Source organism: Streptomyces sp. NPDC059255, from assembly GCF_042752355.1.
GTDB lineage: Bacteria > Actinomycetota > Actinomycetes > Streptomycetales > Streptomycetaceae > Streptomyces.
In genome coordinates this window covers 14,345-36,862 of sequence record NZ_JBHYZP010000059.1, presented here as the reverse complement: position 1 = coordinate 36,862, position 22,518 = coordinate 14,345, and the positions used below count along the sequence as shown (strand labels likewise).

General features: G+C 68.7%; 21 protein-coding genes and 1 pseudogene. 18 read left to right on the top strand and 4 right to left on the bottom strand.

Features of this window, described 5'->3' with window-relative positions; all coding sequences use genetic code 11:
* Nucleotides 1-538 precede the first annotated feature (538 nt).
* The 14 genes from ACFXKG_RS39255 (at nt 539) to ACFXKG_RS39190 (ending at nt 12,966) form a co-directional block, all read left to right on the top strand.
* Nucleotides 539-1,417: a hypothetical protein gene (locus tag ACFXKG_RS39255; RefSeq protein WP_365807982.1), complete on the top strand. Its 879-nt coding sequence runs from the start codon at nt 539-541 to the stop codon at nt 1,415-1,417.
* 281 nt (nt 1,418-1,698) lie between these two features.
* Nucleotides 1,699-2,403 carry a Flp pilus assembly protein CpaB gene (gene cpaB / locus ACFXKG_RS39250; RefSeq protein ID WP_365807984.1) on the top strand — a complete coding sequence of 235 codons (705 nt, stop codon included), beginning with the start codon at nt 1,699-1,701 and terminating at the stop codon, nt 2,401-2,403.
* 7 nt (nt 2,404-2,410) lie between these two features.
* Nucleotides 2,411-3,703, top strand: coding sequence for a CpaE family protein (locus tag ACFXKG_RS39245; protein WP_384849773.1), 1,293 nt, complete (start codon nt 2,411-2,413; stop codon nt 3,701-3,703).
* A gap of 215 nt (nt 3,704-3,918) precedes the next feature.
* Complete coding sequence (locus ACFXKG_RS39240) at nt 3,919-4,254, top strand: septum formation initiator (protein WP_384849770.1); 336 nt, start codon at nt 3,919-3,921, stop codon at nt 4,252-4,254.
* A 3-nt stretch (nt 4,255-4,257) separates the two neighbouring features.
* Nucleotides 4,258-4,656 (top strand): TadE/TadG family type IV pilus assembly protein, encoded by a 399-nt coding sequence (locus tag ACFXKG_RS39235; RefSeq protein WP_384849767.1) that lies wholly within the window; start codon nt 4,258-4,260, stop codon nt 4,654-4,656.
* Nucleotides 4,657-4,713: 57 nt separating this feature from the next.
* Nucleotides 4,714-6,051 carry a CpaF family protein gene (locus ACFXKG_RS39230; protein ID WP_384849764.1) on the top strand — a complete coding sequence of 446 codons (1,338 nt, stop codon included), beginning with the start codon at nt 4,714-4,716 and terminating at the stop codon, nt 6,049-6,051.
* Between the two features lie 10 nt (nt 6,052-6,061).
* Nucleotides 6,062-7,000 (top strand): type II secretion system F family protein, encoded by a 939-nt coding sequence (locus ACFXKG_RS39225; RefSeq protein WP_384849761.1) that lies wholly within the window; start codon nt 6,062-6,064, stop codon nt 6,998-7,000.
* Nucleotides 7,001-7,014: 14 nt separating this feature from the next.
* Nucleotides 7,015-7,899: a DUF5936 domain-containing protein gene (locus ACFXKG_RS39220; RefSeq protein WP_384849758.1), complete on the top strand. Its 885-nt coding sequence runs from the start codon at nt 7,015-7,017 to the stop codon at nt 7,897-7,899.
* 45 nt (nt 7,900-7,944) lie between these two features.
* Nucleotides 7,945-9,258: a sensor histidine kinase gene (locus ACFXKG_RS39215; protein WP_384849755.1), complete on the top strand. Its 1,314-nt coding sequence runs from the start codon at nt 7,945-7,947 to the stop codon at nt 9,256-9,258.
* A gap of 48 nt (nt 9,259-9,306) precedes the next feature.
* Nucleotides 9,307-10,413, top strand: coding sequence for a response regulator (locus tag ACFXKG_RS39210; RefSeq protein WP_384849752.1), 1,107 nt, complete (start codon nt 9,307-9,309; stop codon nt 10,411-10,413).
* Nucleotides 10,414-10,736: 323 nt separating this feature from the next.
* Nucleotides 10,737-10,982 carry a hypothetical protein gene (locus ACFXKG_RS39205; protein ID WP_384849749.1) on the top strand — a complete coding sequence of 82 codons (246 nt, stop codon included), beginning with the start codon at nt 10,737-10,739 and terminating at the stop codon, nt 10,980-10,982.
* The gene (locus ACFXKG_RS39200) at nt 10,979-11,674 is read left to right on the top strand and encodes a pilus assembly protein TadG-related protein (protein WP_384849746.1); all 696 of its coding nucleotides are present in this window, start codon (nt 10,979-10,981) and stop codon (nt 11,672-11,674) included. Before ACFXKG_RS39205 ends, ACFXKG_RS39200 begins: the two co-directional genes overlap by 4 nt.
* A 30-nt stretch (nt 11,675-11,704) precedes the next feature.
* Complete coding sequence (locus ACFXKG_RS39195) at nt 11,705-12,304, top strand: hypothetical protein (protein WP_384849743.1); 600 nt, start codon at nt 11,705-11,707, stop codon at nt 12,302-12,304.
* Nucleotides 12,304-12,966 carry an OmpA family protein gene (locus ACFXKG_RS39190; protein WP_384849780.1) on the top strand — a complete coding sequence of 221 codons (663 nt, stop codon included), beginning with the start codon at nt 12,304-12,306 and terminating at the stop codon, nt 12,964-12,966. The genes ACFXKG_RS39195 and ACFXKG_RS39190 overlap by 1 nt, the downstream gene beginning before the upstream one ends.
* Nucleotides 12,967-13,042: 76 nt before the next feature.
* Here ACFXKG_RS39190 and ACFXKG_RS39185 read toward each other — a convergent pair whose 3' ends face one another.
* The 3 genes and pseudogenes from ACFXKG_RS39185 to ACFXKG_RS39175 all read right to left on the bottom strand — a co-directional run.
* Complete coding sequence (locus ACFXKG_RS39185) at nt 13,043-13,234, bottom strand: hypothetical protein (protein ID WP_384849740.1); 192 nt, start codon at nt 13,232-13,234, stop codon at nt 13,043-13,045.
* A 12-nt stretch (nt 13,235-13,246) separates the two neighbouring features.
* Nucleotides 13,247-13,399, bottom strand: coding sequence for a Scr1 family TA system antitoxin-like transcriptional regulator (locus ACFXKG_RS39180; RefSeq protein WP_384849777.1), 153 nt, complete (start codon nt 13,397-13,399; stop codon nt 13,247-13,249).
* A gap of 92 nt (nt 13,400-13,491) precedes the next feature.
* Nucleotides 13,492-14,019 (bottom strand): annotated as a pseudogene (locus tag ACFXKG_RS39175) (Scr1 family TA system antitoxin-like transcriptional regulator); the annotation flags it as partial.
* Nucleotides 14,020-14,607: 588 nt separating this feature from the next.
* Here ACFXKG_RS39175 and ACFXKG_RS39170 point away from each other — a divergent pair.
* Both ACFXKG_RS39170 and ACFXKG_RS39165 read left to right on the top strand, forming a co-directional pair.
* Entirely contained in the window at nt 14,608-16,737 is a 2,130-nt protein-coding gene (locus ACFXKG_RS39170; RefSeq protein WP_384849737.1) for a hypothetical protein, read from the top strand.
* 17 nt (nt 16,738-16,754) lie between these two features.
* Nucleotides 16,755-17,627, top strand: coding sequence for a hypothetical protein (locus tag ACFXKG_RS39165; protein WP_384849734.1), 873 nt, complete (start codon nt 16,755-16,757; stop codon nt 17,625-17,627).
* 68 nt (nt 17,628-17,695) lie between these two features.
* Here ACFXKG_RS39165 and ACFXKG_RS39160 read toward each other — a convergent pair whose 3' ends face one another.
* Nucleotides 17,696-20,485 (bottom strand): SpoIIE family protein phosphatase, encoded by a 2,790-nt coding sequence (locus ACFXKG_RS39160; RefSeq protein ID WP_384849731.1) that lies wholly within the window; start codon nt 20,483-20,485, stop codon nt 17,696-17,698.
* Between the two features lie 170 nt (nt 20,486-20,655).
* Between ACFXKG_RS39160 and ACFXKG_RS39155 the strand changes: the two genes are divergently transcribed.
* Together ACFXKG_RS39155 and ACFXKG_RS39150 are read left to right on the top strand one after the other, a co-directional pair.
* Nucleotides 20,656-21,831, top strand: coding sequence for an epoxide hydrolase family protein (locus tag ACFXKG_RS39155; protein WP_384849728.1), 1,176 nt, complete (start codon nt 20,656-20,658; stop codon nt 21,829-21,831).
* A gap of 153 nt (nt 21,832-21,984) precedes the next feature.
* Nucleotides 21,985-22,482 (top strand): hypothetical protein, encoded by a 498-nt coding sequence (locus tag ACFXKG_RS39150; RefSeq protein WP_384849725.1) that lies wholly within the window; start codon nt 21,985-21,987, stop codon nt 22,480-22,482.
* Nucleotides 22,483-22,518 lie beyond the last annotated feature (36 nt).

Genomic DNA, 22,518 nt, shown 5'->3' with positions numbered 1-22,518 from the left:
GGCCGGAGCCGTGTCGGTGCCGGCCCGGCAGCGACATGGCACCGGCCCACTGCTCGTGCGGTGCCCGCGATACGCCCGGTCGGGCCCGAGTGGCGCCCGTGTGGTGCCCGTGGTGAAGATCGTGACGGAAGCTCTTGCCGAGCCCCTGTTCGCCGTGCGTAAAGTTGGTTCAGGCCAAAGGAGTTGTGCCGGTGGGCGGGGGCGGCGGCCGGGCATTTGTGCGGTGAAACGTGTATGACGGTGAACTTTTGGCAAAGTGAATTGTTTCGTTTTCACATTCAAGTGGAGGCAGTGGCGGGTGTGCCGCGTGCGGAATCCCCGCCGCACAGCCGCTCGATATCTTTGCAATCTTCGTAATCTTCGTTCCGATTTGTCCAACTCGACTACCTATGGGCCTTTATGGCCTTCCGTTCAGTGAAAAGCTTGGTAGTCGTGGATTGAGCTGGATAAAGTGCCGATGCGGGTGTATTCAGCAGTGAGCGACCCGCGGTTCCCGGCGGGCTCCGCCGGTAACCGGATTGAAACGGGGAATCAGTACGTGTCGACCGCAATCGCCGTCACCAGCGCCGACCTGGTGCTGCCGGCGCAGGATCAGCAGACGCCCACCGCGGCGGCCTTCAAGCCGCCCGAGGCGCAGTCGTTCGAGGACGCGCTCACCGACATGCAGATGCTGGTCGAGCAGTACGGATATGTCGTCGCCGTCTATCCGTCCACGATTCCGGCCGCGTACGAACGTCGGCTGCTCGCCGTGCGGTCCGTCCTGGAGACGGACCGCGTCGCGCTGCTCAGATCGGAGCTGCCGCCGCTCGGACTGGCCGTACTCGTACGGCAACTGCGCCAGTTGTCCATCTGTGACTTCAGTCCCGGTGTGGTCGCCTCGGCCGCCCGGCTGCTCTCCCACTACATCCACGCGGGGGCGGTGCTCGGCTCCGTCGCCAAGCTGGACCGCGTCCCCGTCAGTCTCAAGGCGCACGCCAGGTCGTGGGTGCCGGGGTCGCAGTTCGGTGTGGTCGCCAGCCCGCAGCCGCAGCTCGTCAAGATCGGCTCCGGCGAACTGACCGGTCCCGACTTCGCGACCCAACTCCTGGTCGCCCGGGGGCAGTCGCAGTCCGACTGGGTCGCCTCCACGCTCGCCCCCGCCTGGCAGGTCGCGGGGGTGTCCGAGGCCGAACTGCCCGCGGATTCCGCGCGGTGGTGGGGCACCGGCAAGCTCGTCGAATTCGCGGCACACCTTCCGGACATCTCGGTAACGTACCAATTGGTGGCATCCGTCCGGCGTGAACGGTGTCATTGGTGCGGAATGGAGTTGATAGGGGACCGGTGCGGCTTCTGTTCCTCACCGCTGCACACTCCGGAGAACCAATCTCAGCCAACTGGTGTCCTGAACGATGGGGCTCCTGTGGGTAAGGAGCCGTAGTCGCGGGAGCCGTGGGTCACTACGGAGTCGCAACGGAGCTGCTACGGAGCCCTACAGACACCTGACACACAACGGCGGACACTGCTAGGCAGTACGGGGGTGGTTCTCCGCCGTACAACTGGCAAACGCTCCACGCCCGCCGTCCGTTCCCTCCGCTCCATCAGTTCCCTCCGTACTCACCGAATCACCGCCGGCCCGCTCACCCGCACCCCAGCCGCAGCTCCGCCTCTCCGCTCTCCTGTCCGTCCGCACCAACGTCCCCGATCGAGGTTGTACGGTCCATGAACTCCCGCCAGCGCCGTGGCGTCATACTTCTGCTTCTTTCCGTTCTTTGCGCCTTCGCCGCGTTTGTCGGTGTCCTTTCGGTGATCAGCGACGTGAATTCGAAGGTCGGCCCCGAAGTGACCGCCTACCGGATCAAGTCGGACGTGGCCCCTTACGAGGCCCTGCGGAATGATCAGTTCGAGAAGATCACCATGCCGAAGCGCTGGCTCTCCGACAACGCGGTCACCAACCTCTCCGAGGTCGGCGGCAAGGTCGCCATCACCCAGCTGCGCAAGGGCTCGCTCCTCCAGAACGACATGATCGTCAAGCGTCCCGCGCTCCAGCCCGGGGAGCAGGAGATCGCCATCATGATCGATGCCGCCACGGGCGTGGCGGGCAAGATCACCCCGGGGGCCTCGGTCAACGTCTTCGCCACGTTCGCCGCCGAGAGCCAGGGCGCGGCGGCGCAGTCGAAGATCATCGTCTCCAACGCGAAGGTGCTGGACGTCGGCAAGCTGACCGCGCTGGAGCCGAGCAGGGACTCGAAGAACCAGACCACCGAGGCCGTCCCGATCACCTTCGCCCTCAAGACGCTTGACGCCCAGCGCATCGCGTACGCGGAGTCCTTCGCGCAGCACGTCCGCCTCGCGCTCGTCGCTCCCGGCAGCGACACCACGCTCCGTCCCGGCGAACGCACGTACGAGCTCGGCAAGGACAAGTGAGGTACTCATGTCCACGAGGATCATCCCGGCCGTCGGGGACGCCGACGCGGCCAGATCCATTACGACCCTGCTCAGCCAGCTCCCCGACGTGGAGCCGGCACCGCCCGTGTCGGACTCGACGCAACTGATCGACCTGCTCGCCCGGCTCGCCGGGGAGTCGCTCGACGAGTTGCCCGAAGTGGTCCTCGTACACGAGCGGATCGGCCCGGTCCCCGCGCTGGAGCTGATCCGCGAGGTGGCGCTCCGCTTCCCGGCGGTCGGGGTCGTCCTCGTCACGGCCGACGCCAGCCCCGGGCTGTTCGCGGCGGCCATGGACTCGGGCGCCCGCGGTCTGGTCGCGATGCCCCTCAGCTACGAGGAACTGGCCAACCGCCTCCAGGCCGCCGCCCAGTGGTCGGTCGGCGTCCGCCGCCACCTCGGCCACGGCGGCGACGTCTTCACGGGCCCCGGCGGTACGGTCGTCACGGTCACCGGGGCCAAGGGCGGGGTGGGCGCGACGCTCGTCTCGATCCAGCTCGCCCTGGCCGCCCAGGCGTCCGGCAGGACGGTGGCACTGGTCGACATGGACCTCCAGGCCGGCGATGTCGCCTCGTACCTCGACGTCCAGTTTCGCCGGTCGATAGTCGACCTGGCCGCCATCACGGACATCTCACCCCGCGTCCTGTCCGACGCCGTCTTCAGCCACGGCAGCGGCCTGGCCCTGCTCCTCGCCCCGGGCGAGGGCGAACGCGGCGAAGAGGTCACCGACCGCGCGGTCCGCCAGATCGTCAGCGCGCTCCGCTCGCGGTACGAGGTGGTCGTCATCGACTGCGGCACCCAGATGACGGGCGCCAACGCCGCCGCCGTGGAAATGGCCGACAGCGCCATCCTGGTCACCACGCCGGACGTGATCGCGGTCCGGGGCGCGAAGCGCATCGTACGGCTGTGGGACCGGCTCCAGATCCGCAAGGCGGAGGAGACGACGACGGTCGTCAACCGCTACAGCCGCGCCACGGAGATCCAGCCGCCCCTGATCCAGAAGATCACCGGCACGCGGCTGGCGGCCTCCGCCGTTCCGGCCAACTTCAAGGAACTCCAGAGCGTGGTGGACGCGGGCCGGCTGCACGAACTGGAGAGCAAGAGCGTCGTCAAACAGGCACTCTGGGGACTGGCCGGAGAACTGGGCCTGGTGAAGGTCCCCGAGGCCGCCGAAAAGAACGCCAAGTTCCGCAACGACCGGGGCGCGATCGGCACCCGCCGCCGCAGAGGCGCGGGAGGGCGGTCGGGCTCGGGCTCCGGCTCCAACGAGGGGAATGGCTGACCATGTGCGCTTCGGGGGAACGAACTGGCCGGCAGAAGGCGGTATACGGCATGGGCGGGGCGGGCTCCACCCACCCCGCCCGGGCGGGCCTCGCGTGCCCACGACCGCCCGGCCGTGACCGGGAGCGGATCCGCTCCCGGTCACGTGGCCGTACTCCTGTTACTCCCCCTGCCCCTGCTCCGGCCCGCGACCGGGGACAGACCGCGATCGAGTTCGTGGGCGTCACGCCGCTGATCATCCTGCTCTGCGTCGCGCTCTGGCAGTGCGCGCTGATCGGCTACACCTTCATCCTCGCGGGGAACGCGGCGGACGTGGGGGCACGGGCGGGCGCCGGAACCCAGGGCTCCCCGAGTGCCCAGCAGGCGGCGTGCGAGCAGGCGGCGGGGGAAGACCTGCCGAGCGCTTGGACCGGCGAGGTGGGCTACGCATGCGGCGGGGAGCTTGGCCTCTATCGCGCCACGATCACGCTCCATGTCCCGGTCCTCATGCCGGGCGCGCTGAACTTCCCGTTCAAGGTCGACGGGGATGCCGCGTCGGTCAAGGAGAGCTGAACCATGACAGAGCGCAAGGACACCACCCGCCGGAGTCGCCGTCGCAGTGAGTCCGGCCAGGTCGCCATCGAATATCTGGGCTTCATTCCGCTGCTGTTGATCGTGGGGCTCCTGGCCATCCAGCTCGGGATCGCCGCGTACGCCGCGAACCAGGCGGGCACGGCAGCCCGTGTGGCGGCGCGGACGGCGAGCCAGGATGCCCTGGACCAAGAGCTGGACCCCGAACCGGCGGGGCACGCCGCGATCAGCAACTGGCTTTCGGACGATCTCAAATTCGACCCCCCGGGTGTCAACGCCCGAGACGTTACCTACACAGCCAGGATCAAGGTCCCGTCCGTAATTCCGGGCATGGAAGGCCGCTGGGGAGAGGCGACGCGCAGCTCCACCATGCCTCTTGACTGAGCACCACCGGCCCGGCTGGCATCCCAGCAGGCCAGCATCACCGAGGAGTTACGCACCATGAGCCTGCGGGCACGGATCACCTCCCCCGAGGAGAACAGCGCGACGGGGGAAGACAGCCACCTCGTCGTCACCTACCGCGCCAAGCTGCTGGAAGAGATCGACCTCGCCGAGATGTCCGCCCTGGCGGCCGCCGAACGGCGCACCCGGCTGGAGCGCGTCCTCGGACACATCATCAGCCGCGAGGGTCCGGTCCTCTCCACGGTGGAGCGCGCCCAGCTCATCCGCCGGGTCGTCGACGAGGCCCTGGGCCTCGGCATCCTGGAGCCTCTGCTGGAGGACGCCTCGATCACGGAAATCATGGTGAACGGGCCCGATCAGATCTTCGTCGAGCGCGGCGGCCGGGTGGAGCAGCTCCCGATGCGCTTCGGCTCGCACGACCAGCTCATGCAGACCATCGAGCGCATCGTCTCCACCGTCAACCGGCGTGTCGACGAGTCCAACCCGATGGTCGACGCCCGACTGCCCTCCGGCGAACGTGTCAACGTCATCATCCCGCCGCTCTCCCTCACCGGCGCCACGCTCACCATCCGCCGGTTCCCGCGCGCCTTCACCCTGACCGAGATGCTCAACTTCGGCTCGCTGGACGACCAGATGGTGCTCCTGCTGTCCGGGCTCGTCCAGGCGAAGTTCAACATCATCGTCTCCGGTGCCACCGGCACCGGCAAGACGACCCTGCTCAACGCGCTCTCCGGGCTGATCCCCGAGGGGGAGCGCATCATCACCATCGAGGACTCCGCCGAACTCCAGCTCCAGCAGGCCCATGTGATCCGGTTGGAGTCCCGCCCGGCCAACGTCGAGGGCAAGGGGCACATCAGCATCCGTGACCTTGTCCGGAACTCGCTGCGTATGCGCCCCGACCGTATCGTCGTCGGTGAAGTCCGAGGCGGAGAGTCGCTCGACATGCTCCAGGCGATGTCCACCGGTCACGACGGGTCCCTCGCCACAGTTCACGCGAACAACGCCGAGGACGCGCTGATGCGTCTCCAGACCCTGGCCTCGATGTCCGAGATCAAGATCCCCTTCGAGGCGCTGCACGATCAGATCAACAGCGCCGTGGATGTGATCGTCCAGCTCACCCGGCACGCCGACGGTTCTCGCCGGGTCACGGAGATCGCGGTACTCGACTCGCACGGCAGGGACGCGTACCGCATCGTCAGCGCAGTCCGCTTCCGAGCCCGCCCCATGGACGCCGACGGACGGATCCAGGGCACTTTCCAGTACTTCCCGCTCCCGCGACGCGTGGCCGAGCGTCTCTACATGGCCAACCAGCCCATTCCGCAGGCTTTCGGAGTCGCCGCGTCCGAAGAACAGCTCCTCACCCGAGAGGCCAAGTAGGTAGCCCGTCATGAACAATCTCGTTCTCCCCACGATCGGCGTCACCCTGCTGTGCTGCCTGTTCGGCGTCATGGGTGTGCACGCCTACGCGGCGGGCAAGTCCCAGCGCCAGGCACTCGTCGACCGGCTCTCGTCCACCGGCCAGATACCGGTCGTCGGCCGGCGCCGCCGGTTCGGCGGACTGGACCGCAGGCTCCGCAAGACGAAGTTCGGCAAGAAGCTCGAACTGAAACTGGTCTCGACCGGTCTCGACATCACCCCGGGTGAGTACTTCGTTTATGTGATCGCGGGGGTGGGCGCGCTCTGGCTGATCGCGTCGTCGGTCCTCGCCTCCTTCTTCGGCCCGCTGGCCGGGCTCCTGGCGCTGTGGGGTGCCAACACCTTCCTCAACTGGCAGCGCGCCAAGCGCACCGAGCGCTTCATCAACCAGCTTCCCGAGCTGTCCCGCATCCTCGCCAACGCCACCCAGGCCGGCCTGGCGCTCCGTACGTCGATCGCCATGGCGGCCGACGAACTGGAGGCGCCGGCGGGCGAGGAGCTGAGCTGGGTCGCGCGCCGGCTGGCCGTCGGGGAGTCCCTCGACAACGCCCTCGGTGAGTTGTCCGAGCGGCTGCCCTCCCGTGAACTGGTCGTCCTGGTGACCACACTGGTGCTCTCCAACCGGGCCGGTGGTACGGTCGTCAGCTCGCTGCGCAACCTCACGGAGACGCTGGAGGAGCGCAAGGAGACCCGTCGTGAGGTCAAGACGCAGCTCTCCCAGGTGACGGTGACCGCGTACGCCGTCCCGGGCTTCGGCTTCGCCGCGCTGCTCCTGCTGAACGCCGTGATGCCAGGAGCCCTCGACCGTATGACCAGCGCGCTCATCGGGCAGGCCGCCGTCATCGTCGCGCTGATTCTCTATGCCATCGGATTCGTTGTGATCCGCCGCCTGTCCCGTATCGACATCTGAGGGGAGAGGCAGATATGGAACTGCTGCTCGCGCTCGTGATCGGGCTCGGTGTGTACGGAGCCCTCCACGGCATCCGTATGTACCGGGCCGATGCCAAACTCCCCGGTGACCTCGCCATCGCGCTGGAGGTCGGCTCCACCCGTACCAGCGCCGTCGGCTCCGGCATCGACCGGCTCGGCATGCGCTGGGCCCCCGCCGTGCTGCGGATGATGGGCCCCAAGCAGGTCAACAAGAAGCGCCGTCAGATCGACCTCGCGGGTAATCCGGGCGGTCTCACCATCGACCGTTACGCCGCCCGGCGCGCCGTCTACGGAGCTCTTGGCTTCGCGGGTGCCTTCTCGATGATCATCCGCGGCCAGGTACTCCTGTCCGCTGTGATGATCCTCTTCGGTCTCTTCTGGATCGAGGTGGGCATCTGGTCCGCCGTCCGCGTCCGCAGGGACCACATCGAACGGACCCTGCCCGACTTCCTCGACGTCCTCGCCGTCGTCGTCAGCGCCGGCCTCGGATTCCGGCAGGCGCTCGACCGCGTCTCCGAGAAGTACGCAGGGCCCTGGTCCGACGAACTGCGCATCACCCTGCGCCAGATGGACATGGGCGTCAGCCGCCGCCAGGCGTTCGAGGAACTGCGTAAGCGCAACGACTCCGAGCAGGTCGCGATGTTCGTAACCGCCCTCCAGCAGGGTGAGGAACTGGGCGCGCCGATCGTCGACACACTGATCGCCATCGCCAACGACATGCGCCGTACGGACGCCCAGAACGCCCGGCGCAAGGCGGCCAAGGCCGTTCCCAAGGCGACCTTCGCGGTCACTTCGTTCCTGCTGCCGGGGACGCTGCTGCTGCTGACCGTCGGCTTCGTGTACGGGGCGAACGTGGACTTCAGTTTCCTGGGCGGCTGACATGACACACACAACGGGGGAAGCAGGAAAGGGGGTGTCAGGCACATGGCAGGCCAACTGGCGCGGCTGCGCGACGGGTTGACCGCGGAACTGCGGATCGCACCGACGGAGCCCGAGGCGGCACCGGCACTCTCCCTGCAGCTCAACGCGCTCCAGGCGATGTGCCGTCAGGTCTTCGGATTCCGGCTCGCGATGATTGCCATGGCCACTCCGTTCGCGCTGGCGGGCACTGCGCCCGGCGCGCCGACGGTGCTGGTCAGCGGGGCCGTCCTGGTCACATTCATGGGCTCGTACGTCCTCTTCCGCGACTGGGAGCGGTTCGGTCCGCTGCTGCTCAGGCATCCGTGGCTGCTGGGGGCGGACACCGTCTTCGGCGCCCTCCTGCTGATCACCGCCACACCCGATTCGACCCTGGGGTACGTCACCGTCTGTACCCCGCTGCTGGCGGGTCTTGTCTACGGCTGGCGGGGCGCGGCGCTCTTCACGTCGCTCCAGATCGCGATCCTCGCGATGGTCTACCTGACCAGCGAGAAACTCAGTGCCACTGTCGCGACGGCGCTTCTGCTGCCCGGCTTCTGCGTCATCGCCGGCGCGGTCGGCGTCACCCTGCGCGGGCTGCTGCTCCGCTTCGGCAGCGCCAGTCAGGCGCTGACCGAGACCCGGGCACGGCTTGCCGTGAGCGAGGCGATCGAGCAGGAACGGGCCCGGCTCGCCCGGGAGATGCATGACTCCGTCGCCAAGACACTGCACGGACTGGCGATGGCGGCCGAAGGTCTCGCGGGCTCCGCCGGCCGGATGGACGCGCAGACCGTACGGCAGCAGGCGGAGCTGGTCGCACGCTCGGCCCGGCGTGCGGCGAGCGAGTCACGGGAACTGCTCTCGGACCTGCGCCGCGAATCGGGGCTCGACGGGGGCGTGGCCGTCATGGACGAACTCGCCGCCCGGACCGATGACTTCGGTCGCCGCAGCGGCTTGGAGGTGTCGTTCCGGCAGTTCGGAGACGAGACCATCCCCACCATGCCGCACGTGGTGGCCCGGCAGTTGCTCACGATCGCCTCGGAGGCGATGGAGAACGCGCATCGCCATGCCGGGCCGGAGACGGTGGACGTGTCCGCCGGCACCGTGGGCGATCAGTTCCGTATCAGCGTCTACGACAACGGCCGGGGACTTCCGCCCGGCACCACCCTCGACGGTCTCCGGCGGGCCGGCCACTTCGGCCTCGTCGGGATGGTCGAACGGGCCGCCGTGATCGGGGCTCGTATCCGGATCGGCAGGGGCAAGGCGTCGGCCGGTACGGAAGTACGTGTCGATCTGCCGCTGGTGGCCCTCCGCTCGGTGCCACCCCCCGAACAGAACTGACCGCCCCGCTTTCCGCACCCGACCACTCCCCAGAGAGGAGACCGCACGATGCCGGACGACCCTTCCCACACTTCAGGGCAGCAGCACATGCCACGTCATGCGTCCCAGTACACGTCGGCGCACGACGGGGCTCCTCACTCCCCGCTGCCCTCCATACCGCTCCCCGCCGCTCCGCCCGCCGTCGAGGCGACAGGGCTGCCGGACTTCCCGGGCCCCACCGCCGCCGCACCGTTGCGGGTGGTCGTTGCCGACGACAACCCGGTCGTACGCGCCGGGCTCACGGCGCTGCTCTCCGGCCGGGACGACATCCAGGTCGTCGGCGAGGCCACGGACGGCCGCCAGGCTTACGAGGTGGCCCGGCGGACCGGCCCCGACGTCGTCCTGCTCGACGTACGGATGCCGGGTGTCGACGGCATCTCGGCCCTGCCGCACCTCGTACGGATATCCCCGGTCATGATGCTGACGTACAGCCGGGAGAGCGAGATCGTCCACGAGGCGCTGCGGCTGGGCGCCGGCGGCTACCTGGTCCACGGGGAGTTCAGCGCGGACCAACTCGTGTCGGCCGTACGGGACATCAAACAGGGGCGCGCCCACTTCACCCCCACGGCGGCCAACGCCCTGCTGGACCACATGCGCCGCGGCCCGGCCCCCGCGCAGGGCCGGTCGCTTCCGGAGGGGCTGGGCACGGTGTACACGACGGGCGTCCCCTACGGCGGCGGCCCGCAGCCCCCGACCGACCTCCCACATCAAGATGCGAATGCACATGCAAACGCTTCGGGAGTCCCCTCGCCCAGAAGTGTAAGAACCGGCCAAAAGGCTGACGTGTTGGCGCTGAACGGGCCTCGTGCCCCTCAAGGGGTTTCGCAAATGCAATCCAATGTGGCACAGTCCAGGGGTGGGCCGCAGAGTGCCTCCGGAGGCCACAACCGGGAAGAGTTCGGGCTGAGTTCGCGGGAGGTAGAGATCATGGAGCTGATCGCGTCCGGAATGAGCAATCAGCAGATCGCCGCCACCTGTTTCATCAGCGAGAAGACGGTCAAGAACCACATCAACCGGATCTTCGCCAAGCTGCACTGCGGCAGTCGGAGCGAAGCGATAGCGAAGTGGCTCGGCATGACGCCGGGCGGGGGCGCGGGGGCGGTCGGTCATGGTTGAACGGGGGCGTGCGCGGCGCGAGCCAGCAGGGCGGCGCGCCGTGAGCGAGCCGGTCCGCCCGCGCACGGCTATGCGCTCTGTGGGTACGACTACGGATCCGGGCGCGGAATTGGGCCTGCGGACCCAGCCGACGCGCGGGAGGGCCCAAGCCTCGCTTTGGGCCCGGGATTGGGCCCTGGGGCCCTCTGGCGGACCTGGGGGTTCGGCGTACCTTTCTCATGTCGCCAACGGAACCGGCCAGGAGGAAGCCGGTAACGGGAGCGGCGTGGAAAAGACTTACTCGTCGGCCGGCAGGCGGTCGGCCGAACCCGGAGGGGAACCCCATGTCGAACAACATGATGCTGAAGGCCGCCGTCGACACCAAGATCCGCGTGAACGGCTGGGCGAACACTGCCGTCTCGAAGATCCAGAAGCGCTACGAGGCCGGGGACCGCGGCCAGACGGCCTTCGAGTACCTGGGCATCATCCTCGTGGTCGTCGCGATCATCGGTGGCATGGTGGCCTCGGGGATCGGCTCGGCGATCACGACTCGCATCACCGAGCTGGTTGGCACCATCACCGCCGGATGATCCAGCACCGATACCGCGATCGAGGGCAGGCTTTCCCCATCTACATTGTGATGGTGGCGAGCCTGCTCTTTCTCGCGTTGGCTTTCTTCGCGGTCGGCAAGGCGTCCGCAGCACGCAACGGTGCGCAAGGCGCGGCAGACGCCGCGGCGCTCGCGGCGGCCCAGGAAGCACGGAATGAGATGGGTACCGGATTTCTCGCCGCTCTGCTGCTGCCTGGCGGGCTGGACGACTTCTTCAGGGGCGACAAGTTTTTTCCCGGCCGTCCATGCGCCGCGGCTCAGGAGCTCGCGGCGAAGAACCGCGCCGATGTGAGGCCCATCGATGGCGTCGGGTCCGGTTGTGACCCGCAGCTCGGCCTTCTGCGGGACGAGATCACTGTCGACGTCAGGACTCGTTACACCGTGGGTGAGTCCGTGATCCCTGGTACGGAGCAGAAACACGCCGCGGCACGGGCGACGGCTGTGGTCGAGTTCCGGTGCTCCCTTCCCGAGCCTGAGCCCGAAGGCAGTGCTTCCCCGGGCGGCGGGGCGGGTGGGGGTGCAGACGATGGTAAAGACGAGGACGAAGAGCCCAGTCCGATCGACTTCACCTGTCACGGTGGACGTCACGTCACCATCGACCCGACCAAACCGGACGCCTGGGCGGATTTGAGCAAGATTCTCTTTACCGTGCACCTGGTCGATGCGGACTGACAGCGAATGACGAGCAAAGGAACAGCAGACATGAGCATTCGGCACATCACGAAGGGCCGCAGGGGAGTGGCGGTGGCCGCACTGGCGGTCACGCTGGCCCTGACTGTGGCTGGCTGCGGTGGCGGCGACAACGACGACAACAACAAGACGGGGTCCGCTCCGTCCTCGCAGTCGTCGGCCGAGAAGGGCAAGGAGCAGGACGCCCCTTCCGCCGACCAACCGGACCCGAATGTGAAGCTCGCCGAGGTTACCGGACGCAGTGGTCTGGTCCTGGTCGTCAATCAGGTCGAGCGTGACTCCGGTGGCTTCCTCACGATCAGTGGGCAGATCAAGAACCCGACGGATCAAGTGGTCAACATGTCCGGGTTTGCGGGGGCCGAGACGCAGGTGGTGTCAATGAGCCCCAACTCTGTCGCAGGCGCCACGTTGATCGACAAAGCCGGCAAGAAGCGCTACTACATTCTGCGGGACACGGAGATGCGCTGCCTTTGCACCATCGGACTGCTGCCGCTTCAGCCGGGCAAGACGGCACCTGTCTTCATGCAGTTCCCCGCACCGCCGGAGGGCACCGCCGACGTTGATCTGGCTCTGCCGTCCTTCGCCGTCGCCTCACTGAAGATCTCCGGGTGATGGTCGACATGGCATACATCCGTACCCGTACGAGGCACCCACGCAGCGCCGGAACAGCAGTGGTGGCGTTCGCGTTCCTGGCGACAGCCCATGTCTTCGGCGCTGGCGTGGCCGTCGCGGACGAGGGCCCGAGCGTTCCGCCGGGTACCGAGGCGTCTGCCACGCCGCCCGTTGAGGTCGACGCCAACTCACCCAATCTGAAGCTGCCCCAGGGCGGTACGCTCGCGCCGGCCAAGGTCCTCGACATCGTGCAGGTGGTCGAGGACCAGGGTGGTGAGGAGCGCCGCGAGGACACCAACGAGGACATCAAGTTTGCGTTGCAGGCAGAGGTCCTCTTCGGTAAGGACAGTGCGCAGCTCGGCAGCAAGGCCAACAGCCGTATCGCCGGGATAGCCAACGAAATCAAGAAGCAAGGCGCGACGAAGGTGCGCGTCTTCGGCTTCACGGACAACCTCGGCTCGTCCGCGCACGGGGATGTGCTCTCCAAGCAGCGCGCGGAGGCTGTGCACAAGGTCCTCGACAGGGAGCTGGCGTCGGCAGGTATCTCCTACGAGATCCGTGGCTACGGCGAGCAGTACCCGATCGCGGACAACAGCACAGAAGAAGGCCGCAAGAAGAACCGCCGAGTAGAGGTCTCTTTCCAGCGCGGCGGCGATTCGTAGGCCTTCATCCCTCACCACGTGAACACTGAGCGGGCGGATCTGCAACGAACACGCAGATCCGCCGCTTTGCGTGCCCTCAGAGCAGATGGTCGGCCTTGCCGGCCTGGATCGCGCGGATCAGGTTGCGCAGAGCGTCACGACCGTCGGTGAGGTACCGGTCCTCTTCGCCGTGGATGGAGATGTATCCATTGCCATCTTCGTCGGTGCCGAGTCGGAAGCAGTTGGCACCCTCTCCGCAGAAGGGCTCCTCCCAGTCGATGTTTGTCACAGCTGGTAACTCCTAAAGATCGTCGGCGATGGCACGGATGAAGTCGCATGACGCGCGAGGTGAAAGCGCAGCATCCCGCATGGCATCCAACTGGGCTCGGTACTTCTGGAGTTGTATGGCCGAGTCGATGAACTCAGACCCATGGGTGCTGTCGAGTTCGACCACATCCAGTTGCGGGACGCGGTCGCCGGCGTGGACGACGGACTGGCCCGCGCCCAGGAAGCCCCCGCCTTGAACGGAATGGCGCGTACGGTGACGTGCTCGCGCTCGGATGCCTCCAGCAGATAAGCCAACTGGCGCTTCGCGGCTTTGGGGCCACCGAATTCCATCCGCAGACCCGCCTCGTGGAGGATCAGGTCAAGCACGGGAGGATCTGGCTTGTCGAGCACTCGGTGACGGTCGAGTCGCAGAGCGACCCGCACGTCTACATCGGCCTCAGGTAGTCGCGGGAAGACGTACGCGAACACGGCGCGCGCATGTTCCTCGGTCTGCACGATGCCCGGCAGGTGGACGGAGAGCGCAATACGCAGTCGGCTCGCGTGCCACTCCATCTCGGCGATGTCCAGGAAACCGGCCGGCAGTCGGCCGCGATACGCCTCCCACCAGCCTTTCTCGCGCTCGGCAGCCATCGCGGCAAGTGCGTCCACCAGAGAGTGGTCCGCACAGCCGTAATTGCCGGCCAGGGTCCGCACGCGGTCGCTGCTGATGCCGGACCGGCCGGACTCCATGTTCGGCACGTTGGTTCGAGGCACGCCGAGCAGTCCGGCGGCGAACGCCGTGGTCATCCTCGCCGCCACGCGCATCTTGCGCAATTCATAACCGAGTCGCCGTTGGCGCTCGGTGGGTGTGCTTCTTGGTGCCACGCGCCCCTCCTGCTACCGCGCGGGAGCCCTCCGGATCGCTCTCTGGGATCAGCACCCTCGCCACCATGACCCGGGCGCGGTCGCCATCTGTGAGGGGCGGCGGCGCCGTTCCCTCTGGCTGCTCGCCGCCGTTGTCGATGACTGGGGCGGCGACTGGGGAGTTGCCGAGGCGCGGTTCCCGCAGCGGGGCGTCAGGTCCTGGGTGACGCTGCGGCGGACGGGGGCCGATTCGGCTGGCTCGCTTCGCTGAACTGGACGTTCTGTCGGTTCCGGCCGGGCGGCTTATGCGGGGACCCGAGCGTGATATTTAGAGCTCGATCGAGAGGTGCGTTGCTTGAGCAACGTATTGCCATGTACTCCCGGTGCCCTGCGTGTCCGCAGAATCTGCTCAAACTGTGGGCCTATGCGGCCGGATGTGATTGGGTCTCTGGGCCCATGCTTCGCGATAGCGAATGTGCTTGAATCTGGTGATCGAGCCGTCACGCGTCGCTGAGGAGTGAGTGCCCAGTCATGTCAGGCATAGGGAGAGCCGCCGTCCCGCCCACACCGCCAGGGCTGTTCGCGTACGGCTCGGGACGGCAGCCGGTGCCGCAGCCGCTTCGGGTCGCGCTGATCTTCGTGCGCGTGCTGTTCGGCCTGACGGTGCTGGGCGGGGCCGGGGTGCTGATGACTGCCGCGTCCGTGGACGCGGTCGATGGTCAACTCCTGGGCCTGCTGGCGTACGCGGCCGCGCCCGGGGTCGTCGGGCTGGTGTTGAGCCGGTGGGCGTGGACGGGCGGGGCATGGGTCCGGTGGGGTTTGCTGGCGGTCCAGGGTTGGTTGCTCGTCGGGGCGTTGAGGACGCTCGGTGACGGGGGCGGGCGTGGCCTGACTCAACTGGTCCTGCCCCTCGCCGTCATCGTGCTGCTGTGTCGCCGGCCGTCACGCGCGTGGTTCCTGCTCGCGCCGTTCGACCGGGCCGAACACCGTCCGTTCCGGCTCGCCCGCATGATCAAGTGGCGTACGGACGGTGGCCAGACGGCGGCGGAGTATCTGGGACTGGTCGTGGTTGTCGTCGCGGTAGTCGGTGGCCTCGTCGCCACAGGTGTAGGCGGCCAGATCACCGGCGGCCTTCGCGCCGCGATCTGCGAACTCAGCGGAAGCGCCTGCCCAGCCGCGGGGCCGAACGGCGGAGGTGGTGGGGCAGGGGGCGACGAGGGCGGCGGCACGAATACCGAGGCCGGCGGGGGGCCGGGCTCCGGCGAATCCGGTGGTGCCGGCAACCCTGGTGGTGATGGCTCGGCCGGCGGTGAGGTGCGTGCCGCCGAGGAGAAGCGCGGTGACGCCGAGGGTGGCAAGAAGGACGGCGGAAACGACGCCAAGGAGGACGAGAGCTGCAGCGGCTGGGCGATCGTCTCCTGCGGGGTCAAGCAAGTAGGAGGTTTCTTCAAGGGGGCCGCTGCCGACGGCTTCTGGGGCGACGTCACCGGAACCTTCGACACGGTCATGCATCCGCTCGACGCTCTGGACGGCATCAAGGAGTACGGCAAGAGTCTCGGTGACCGGTGGAGCGATGACTCCAAGGGTGCCGGCGACAAGTGGGACAAGGGCAACTACCTCGGCGCTGTCTGGGACTGGGGCAAGGCGTCGGGCAAGACGGTTGTGAACGTCGCGGACGATGTGTTCGTCGGCGACGAGGTCCGCGACATGTGGGACAAGGGCGAGTACGGCCGGGCCGTGGGCACGGTCGGCTGGAACGTCGGCTCGCTGTTCATCCCCGGTTACGGCGAAGCCAAGCTGATCGGCAGAATCGGCAAGCTGGGCAAGGGCGCGAAACTGGGCAAGGTCGGCGAACTCGCGGAGAAGGCGTCGGAGGCCGCTGCCAAGGCCCGTAAGGCTGGTGAGGCGGGTGATATCGACGGTGCCCGCAAGGCAGCCGAGGAGGCGCGCGAGCACGCTGACGCTGCCGCCGAGGAGGCGGGCACCAATGGCTGCACGATCGGGATGGGAGGCCGAATCCGCACCCCGTACCGCGGCAGCGTGGGTGTACCCGGGGCGGGCATCGGTGCTGTTGCCGTGGCACGGGCCGCGGTTCCCGTAGGACTCCTCACCGCTGGGAAGTGCGGCGAGGACGTGGACCCGGAGAAGGCCGCGGCCGCGAAGAGGGCAGACACGGAGGCTGATGAGGCCGAGCGAGCTGCGCAGAACGCCAGGCAGAAGCAGCGGGAATGGGACACGATTCCGCAGGTCGTGGGGCCTGCGGCAGGTAAGACGCTCAAGCCCCCGCACCCGCGCCACACCGTCGCCGGAGCCAAGCACGGCAAGGTGAGCGAGAAGAACACCATCATCCTCAAGGGGAACGAGAAAGCCGTCGACGACGACATCAAGGGGATCGCGGAGGGCAAGGCTGATCTCCTCGATGACAAGAACACATACGAGGTCAACGGGCGCCGATACAGGGTGGAAAGCAATGGCCGCACCTACCCTGTGTCAGGCAAAGGGCTCGTGGAGATGGACCGGAACGAGTACGCGGCGCTGAAGGAGATTGCCAGAGCGGGAGGTAGGACGGACTCGCCCGCTTTGACGAGAGACCCGCGCTTCACGGAGCATCCCGAAGCCGTCGAGAAAGCCAAGAATGTCTACGACGGGACCTACCAGTGATCTACAACTTTCTGACCGTGCGCCAGTTGGCGCCGGATGCCATGACGGCAGCCCTGGCCCACGTGGTGGGCGTCCCGCTGGCGGAGGTCGATGTCACAGATCAAGAGGGCGATCAGGAAGGCCGGAACTGGGCGGCGTTGGTGCTCTGCGGTTATGAGGTGCTGATCGGCGATGTGGGAATGGCGTGGGAGGTCTCGGTCTCCGAAGCTGTTTCGGAGCCGCCGGACGAGGCGGCGGCAGCCCTGCGGCTCGCGGACGTCACCGGCGCGACGGTGCTGTACCCGGCGCAGGAAGGGGCACCCTCGACGTACTGGGCCGTCACCGCTGGGGGGATGGTGACCCGTGCCAGGGTGGAGGATTCGGACGACGATGTGCCGGTCAACACCATCGACACCGTGGAGGATCCGGTCCCGGAATTTCCGGGTGCCAGAGTCGAACTGCTCCCGGAGGTCTACCAGGTGGAGAGCATCGCTGTGCCGACCACCAAGGCGTTCGAGGCGGCCACGGACCCGGACGGCATTGCGCACGCCCAGCATCCGGCCAATCGGGCGCGGGAGGAACTGATGCTCTGGGAGCGGCTCGTCCGCCGGATGGCGGGGGACTGGGCGCCGACGGGGCGCTATCCGCTGGAGTCGTACGTGCAGGACCTGGGGACGCGTGACCACCTCGACGTGCGGCTGACGACCGCACCGGCAGAACTGCGGGAGCCTCTCGCCCGGGCGGTCGAGGAACTCGATGCGGTGTTCCTCGCGCATACGGTGGGAGACTGCGGGGAGTTGCTGGGGCGGCTGGCCATGTCGGGTTCGGCTGTCGCTGATGGCGGCTGGTGGTGGCATCGTCGCCCGGTCAGGCTGCCCTGGGTACGACCTGGCGAGACAGGCCGGCCGTGAGCCCGACCGGCGTGACCCGTGCGACCGGCGCACTCGTCGGGTAGGCATCCCGTCTCCGGGGATCGCGCTCACCGCGAGGCGGGCGGACGGGGCTCCCTGGGCTCACGGGGATGTGCGGGGCAGACAGGTTCTGCGGGCTCAGCGGGCCCGGTCGGCTCGGCGGGGTCAGCGGGGCCAGCAGGGGCAGTGAGGCCAGTGGGCTCCGCGGGTGGCAGGACCTGTTCGGCCCAGATCGTCTTTCCGCGTGACGTGTAGCGGGTGCCCCAGCGTTCGGTGAGCTGGGCCACGAGGAAGAGGCCGCGTCCGCCTTCGTCCCCGGCGGTGGAGCGGCGCAGATGGGGGGCGGTGCTGCTGCCGTCGGAGACTTCGCAGATGAGGGCGCGGTCGCGCACCAGGCGCAGGTGGATGGGGGCGACCGCGTGGCGGATGGCGTTGGTGACGAGTTCGCTGACGATGAGTTCCGTCGTGAAGGCGACCTCGTCCATCCCCCAGGAGGAGAGCTTGCTCGTGACGTCGGCACGGGTATCCGCGACAGCGGCGGGATCGGTCGGTACGTCCCAGGCCACGAAGTGCTCGGCGTCCAGGACGCGGGTGCGGGCGACGAGCAGGGCGACGTCGTCGCGTACCTCTGCCGCGTCGGCGGGCAGCAGCGCGTCGAGTACCGCGTCGCACGTCCGCTCCGGGGACCGGCCGGGATGGGCCAGTGCCTGCCGCAGCCGTTCCAGCCCGGTGCCGATGTCCTGCCCGCGGTTCTCGACGAGGCCGTCGGTGTAGAGAACGATCTCGCTGTTCTCGGCGATGTCGATGTCGATGGTCTCGAAGGGGAAGCCGCCCAGACCGAGCGGCGGCCCGCCCGGCACGTCGGGGAAGGCGACGGTGCCGTCGGGGCGGACGATCGCGGGCCCCGGGTGGCCGGCGCGGGCCAGGGTGCAGCGACGGGAGACCGGGTCGTAGATCGCGTACAGGCAGGTGGCCCCGATGACTCCCGCACCGCCGGTCGACGCCGCGCCCCTCGCCCGGCCGCGGTTGCTCTCCTCCTGGTCCAGGCGGGCGACGAGTTCGTCGAGGTGGGTGAGGAGCTCGTCGGGTGCCAGGTCGAGCGCCGAGAAGTTGAAGACGGCGGTGCGCAGGAGGCCCATGGTGGCGGCGGCGTGCAGTCCGTGGCCGACGACATCTCCGACGACGAGGGCGACGCGGGCACCGGACAGGGGGATGACGTCGAACCAGTCGCCCCCCACCCCCGACCGCGCCGGGACGTACCGGTACGCGGCCTCGACCGCGTTCTGCCGGGGCAGGTCCCCCGGAAGCAGGCTGCGCTGCAGGGATACGGCCATGGTGTGCTCCCGGGCGTAGCGCCGGGCGTTGTCGATGCAGACCGCGGCGCGCCCCACCAGTTCCTCGGCGGTCGACACGTCCTCCTCGTCGAAGGCGGGGAGCCGTTCGCCACGGTAGAAGCTCGTCACGCCCAGGACCGCGCCTCCGGCGCGCAGCGGAACCGTGATCAGTGAGCGCATCCCGTGCGACCGGAGCCACTCGGCGTGCAGGGGGTCCTGGTCCTTCCCCACGAACGCCCCGGCCAGATCCGTTTCGAGCGCCGACCTCCCGCTCGCCAGGCACCGGGCCTGCGGAGAGTACGGGTGGAAGCTGACGAGTTGGCCGGACCGGAAGAAGGCGCGCTGTCCCTGCGCCCCGGCCGCGGCCGCCCGGCGCAGCGTGTCCCTCTCCCGCGCCGGGTCCGCCCCCTGCAGTACGGAGTCGAACAGGTCAACGGTGGCGAAGTCGGCGAACCGCGGAAGTGCGGCCTGGGCGAGTTCTTCGGCCGTCCGGGTCAGGTCGAGCGTCCTGCCGATGCTCACGCTGGCGTCGTAGAGGAGCGTGAGCGTCTCGCGGGCCTCGGTGGCCTGGCCGACCAGGGCCCGCAGTTCGGTGGTGTCCCGGAGCGTGGCGACGCTGCCCAGCGCGCGCCCGTCCGAGCTCGTGGGCTGCTGGTTGACGGCGAGGAACCGGCCGGCCGCCTGGTGGACCTCGTCGGTGGCGACGCGTCCTTCGGCCAGGAGCCGGGTGAGGGCTTCGTCGAGCCCGAGATCGGCGATGTCGCGCAGGGGCACGTCGGGGGCCAGGCTGAGCAGGCGGCGCGCCTCGTCGTTCACCAGCAGCAGCCGGCCGTCGTCGGCGACGATGAGGACGCCTTCGCGGACGGCGTGCAGAACGGCGTCATGGTGCTCGTACATCCGGGTGATCTCGGCCGGATCGAGCCCCCGGGTCTGGCGTCGCAGCCGTCTGCTCACCGCGGCCACTCCCACGGTCGCCAGGGCAAGCACCCCCGCGCCGCCACCGATGAGCGCCGGCAGCTGACGATTGACCGTGCCCGAGGTGTCCGCGATCGTCACCCCCGCGTTGACGAGGGCCACCACCGAGCCTTTCTTGTCGAACACGGGGACCACCGCGCGGATCGACGGGGACGACAGCGTATGAGCCGGAACCCGGTCCGTGAACGCCCGTCCCGCCGTGGCCGGATAGAGCGGACCCGTGATGCGTTTGCCGATCTCCGCCGGGTTGGGGTGGGTGTAGCGGACCCCCTTCGTGTCCGTCACGACGATGTAGTCGACACCGGTCCGGCGCCGGGTCACCTCGGTGATCGGCTGGAGCGTCGCGCTCGGGTCGGGAGATTTCAGCGCGGCGAGCACTCCCGGCGCGTGCGCGAAGGTCTCGGCGACGGCGAGCGCGCGGACCCGGGCCACGTCCTCGCTGTTGTTGCCCGCCTGTACGACCAGCGCCGACACGGCTCCCGCGCCCAGGAGCAGAACCATCACCACGAGCAGGGCGAACATCTGACCGGCCACAGTGCGCGGGATCATTCGGCGAATGGCCCCGGCCGGGATCATTCGGCGAATGGCCCCGGCCGGGATCATTCGGCGAACGGCCCCGGCCGGGGTCATCGAAGACCGCAGCCGAAAGCACGCTGATTCAGCTGATTCATGGGCTTATTTTGCGCCAGATCGTGCGGACCGGCACTAGCATGCCTGCCATGCCGGACGCCCCGCCCCGCCCCGAGCCGTTCACCCCGCGGACCAGCCCCGCGGCGCTGGAGGATCTCCGCGCGCGGCTGCGCGCCACGCGCTGGCCGGACTCGCCCGAGGACGCCGGGTGGTCGCTCGGGACCGATCTGGCCTACCTCCGCGAGCTCGTCGCGTACTGGGCGGACGAGTTCGACTGGCCGGCGCAGGAGGCGGCGCTCGCCCGGCTGCCGCGGTTCCGCGTCCCGCTCGGCGGGCTCGGGATCCACTTCGTGCACGCCCGGGCCGCCGCGCCGGCCGGGCCCGTACTGCCGTTGGTTCTCAGCCACGGCTGGCCCGACTCGTTCTGGCGCTACTCGAAGGTCGTCCCGCTCCTCACCGACCCCGGCGCGCACGGCGCCGATCCCGCCGACGCGTTCGACGTGGTCGTGCCCGACATGCCGGGCTACGGATACTCCGACCGCCCCACCGGTCCGCCCCTCGACTCCATCGCCGTCGCCGGTCTGTGGGCCGGGCTGATGACCGTCCTCGGCTACCCGCGGTTCGGCGCGGCGGGCGGGGACATCGGCAGCCACGTGAGCCGCTACCTCGGCCTCGACCATCCCGACCGCGTGGTCGGCGTCCATCGCATGGACGCGGGGGTGCCCCTGTTCAGCGGCGACCCGGCGGAGCTCGCTCCCGAGGAACGCGCCTGGCTCGACGGCGCCGTGGCCTGGGGTACGACCGAGGGCGCGTACGCGGCCATGCACCGTACGAAGCCCCAGACCGCCGCCTTCGGGCTCACCGACTCGCCGGCCGGGCTCGCCGCGTGGATCGTCGAGAAGCTCCGGGCCTGGAGCGACTGCGACGGCGATATCGAACGGTGCTTCACGAAGGACGAGATCCTCACCAACGTCACGCTCTACTGGCTGACGGGGACGATCGGCTCGTCGATGCGGATGTACCGGGCCAACGCCCAGATCCCGCCCGCGCAGCACGCCCGCCGGGTCGAAGTGCCCTCCGGTTTCTCACGCTTCCCCGGTGACCTCGTCCGCCCGCCACGGGCATGGATGGAACGTACGGCGAACACCGTCCGCGTGACCGACCCCGCCCGCGGCGGGCACTTCGCCCCGTTCGAGGAACCCGAGCTCTACGCGGAGGAACTCCGCGCGTTCTTCCGCCCCTACCGCACGGCGGCCGCGGGCTGAGGGGCCCCGCACAGGCCCCGCACGAGCCCCGCAGGAGCCCCCCATGGGCCCGGCTCAAGAAGCCGTGCCCATGGATCCGGACACAGGTACGTGGCTACGTTGGGGAAGCGAAGCGGTGTGAAGATCCTGGAAAGTGTGCGCGGTATGGCCTTCATGGGGTCTTTCGATCAGGCCAGGGCGTTCGCGGCCGCCTGTGCCGAGCGCACGCGTGGTGTTCTCTTCCGGTCCCTTTCGCAGTCGAACCGTGCGGCGGACCTGGAGGTCTTTCGGCAAGCCCTGGAGCTGCTGTGGGAGACGGGACCGGTCGGTCCGGCGACGGCGGCGGAGATCCACCGGAAGATGACGGACTGTCCGGAGTTCGCGGAGCGCCGTGCGAAAGCGGAGGTCGTGACCCTTTCCCGGATCGCGGCCAGGGCCCTGCTCGCCGGCGTCGCGATGCTCATCGACGAAAGCCCGGAAGGTGTTGTCGAGCCCTCCTCCTTCGCCCAGGATTTCGCTTCTGCCCTCGGCCGACGCGGGGACGGGCAACTGTCGGCCGGAGAGGACGAGGCGCAGGACCGGGACGTGGCGACCATCCTCTCCTGGGACGAGGCGTCGCCCGAGCGACTGCGATCGCTGCGTGCCGCCGCGGCTGAACACGGACGTTCCTAACTGGCCGCCGCTGTCTCCGCGTACGGCAGCGACAGC

Coding starts and splice junctions, on each gene's coding strand:
- cpaB (WP_365807984.1), top strand. CDS start 1,699: ATGAACTCCCGCCAGCGCCGTGGCGTCATACTTCTGCTTCTTTCCGTT.
- ACFXKG_RS39245 (WP_384849773.1), top strand. CDS start 2,411: ATGTCCACGAGGATCATCCCGGCCGTCGGGGACGCCGACGCGGCCAGA.
- ACFXKG_RS39235 (WP_384849767.1), top strand. CDS start 4,258: ATGACAGAGCGCAAGGACACCACCCGCCGGAGTCGCCGTCGCAGTGAG.
- ACFXKG_RS39230 (WP_384849764.1), top strand. CDS start 4,714: ATGAGCCTGCGGGCACGGATCACCTCCCCCGAGGAGAACAGCGCGACG.
- ACFXKG_RS39225 (WP_384849761.1), top strand. CDS start 6,062: ATGAACAATCTCGTTCTCCCCACGATCGGCGTCACCCTGCTGTGCTGC.
- ACFXKG_RS39220 (WP_384849758.1), top strand. CDS start 7,015: ATGGAACTGCTGCTCGCGCTCGTGATCGGGCTCGGTGTGTACGGAGCC.
- ACFXKG_RS39215 (WP_384849755.1), top strand. CDS start 7,945: ATGGCAGGCCAACTGGCGCGGCTGCGCGACGGGTTGACCGCGGAACTG.
- ACFXKG_RS39210 (WP_384849752.1), top strand. CDS start 9,307: ATGCCGGACGACCCTTCCCACACTTCAGGGCAGCAGCACATGCCACGT.
- ACFXKG_RS39205 (WP_384849749.1), top strand. CDS start 10,737: ATGTCGAACAACATGATGCTGAAGGCCGCCGTCGACACCAAGATCCGC.
- ACFXKG_RS39200 (WP_384849746.1), top strand. CDS start 10,979: ATGATCCAGCACCGATACCGCGATCGAGGGCAGGCTTTCCCCATCTAC.
- ACFXKG_RS39195 (WP_384849743.1), top strand. CDS start 11,705: ATGAGCATTCGGCACATCACGAAGGGCCGCAGGGGAGTGGCGGTGGCC.
- ACFXKG_RS39190 (WP_384849780.1), top strand. CDS start 12,304: ATGGTCGACATGGCATACATCCGTACCCGTACGAGGCACCCACGCAGC.
- ACFXKG_RS39170 (WP_384849737.1), top strand. CDS start 14,608: ATGTCAGGCATAGGGAGAGCCGCCGTCCCGCCCACACCGCCAGGGCTG.
- ACFXKG_RS39160 (WP_384849731.1), bottom strand. CDS start 20,485: ATGATCCCGCGCACTGTGGCCGGTCAGATGTTCGCCCTGCTCGTGGTG.
- ACFXKG_RS39155 (WP_384849728.1), top strand. CDS start 20,656: ATGCCGGACGCCCCGCCCCGCCCCGAGCCGTTCACCCCGCGGACCAGC.
- ACFXKG_RS39150 (WP_384849725.1), top strand. CDS start 21,985: ATGGGGTCTTTCGATCAGGCCAGGGCGTTCGCGGCCGCCTGTGCCGAG.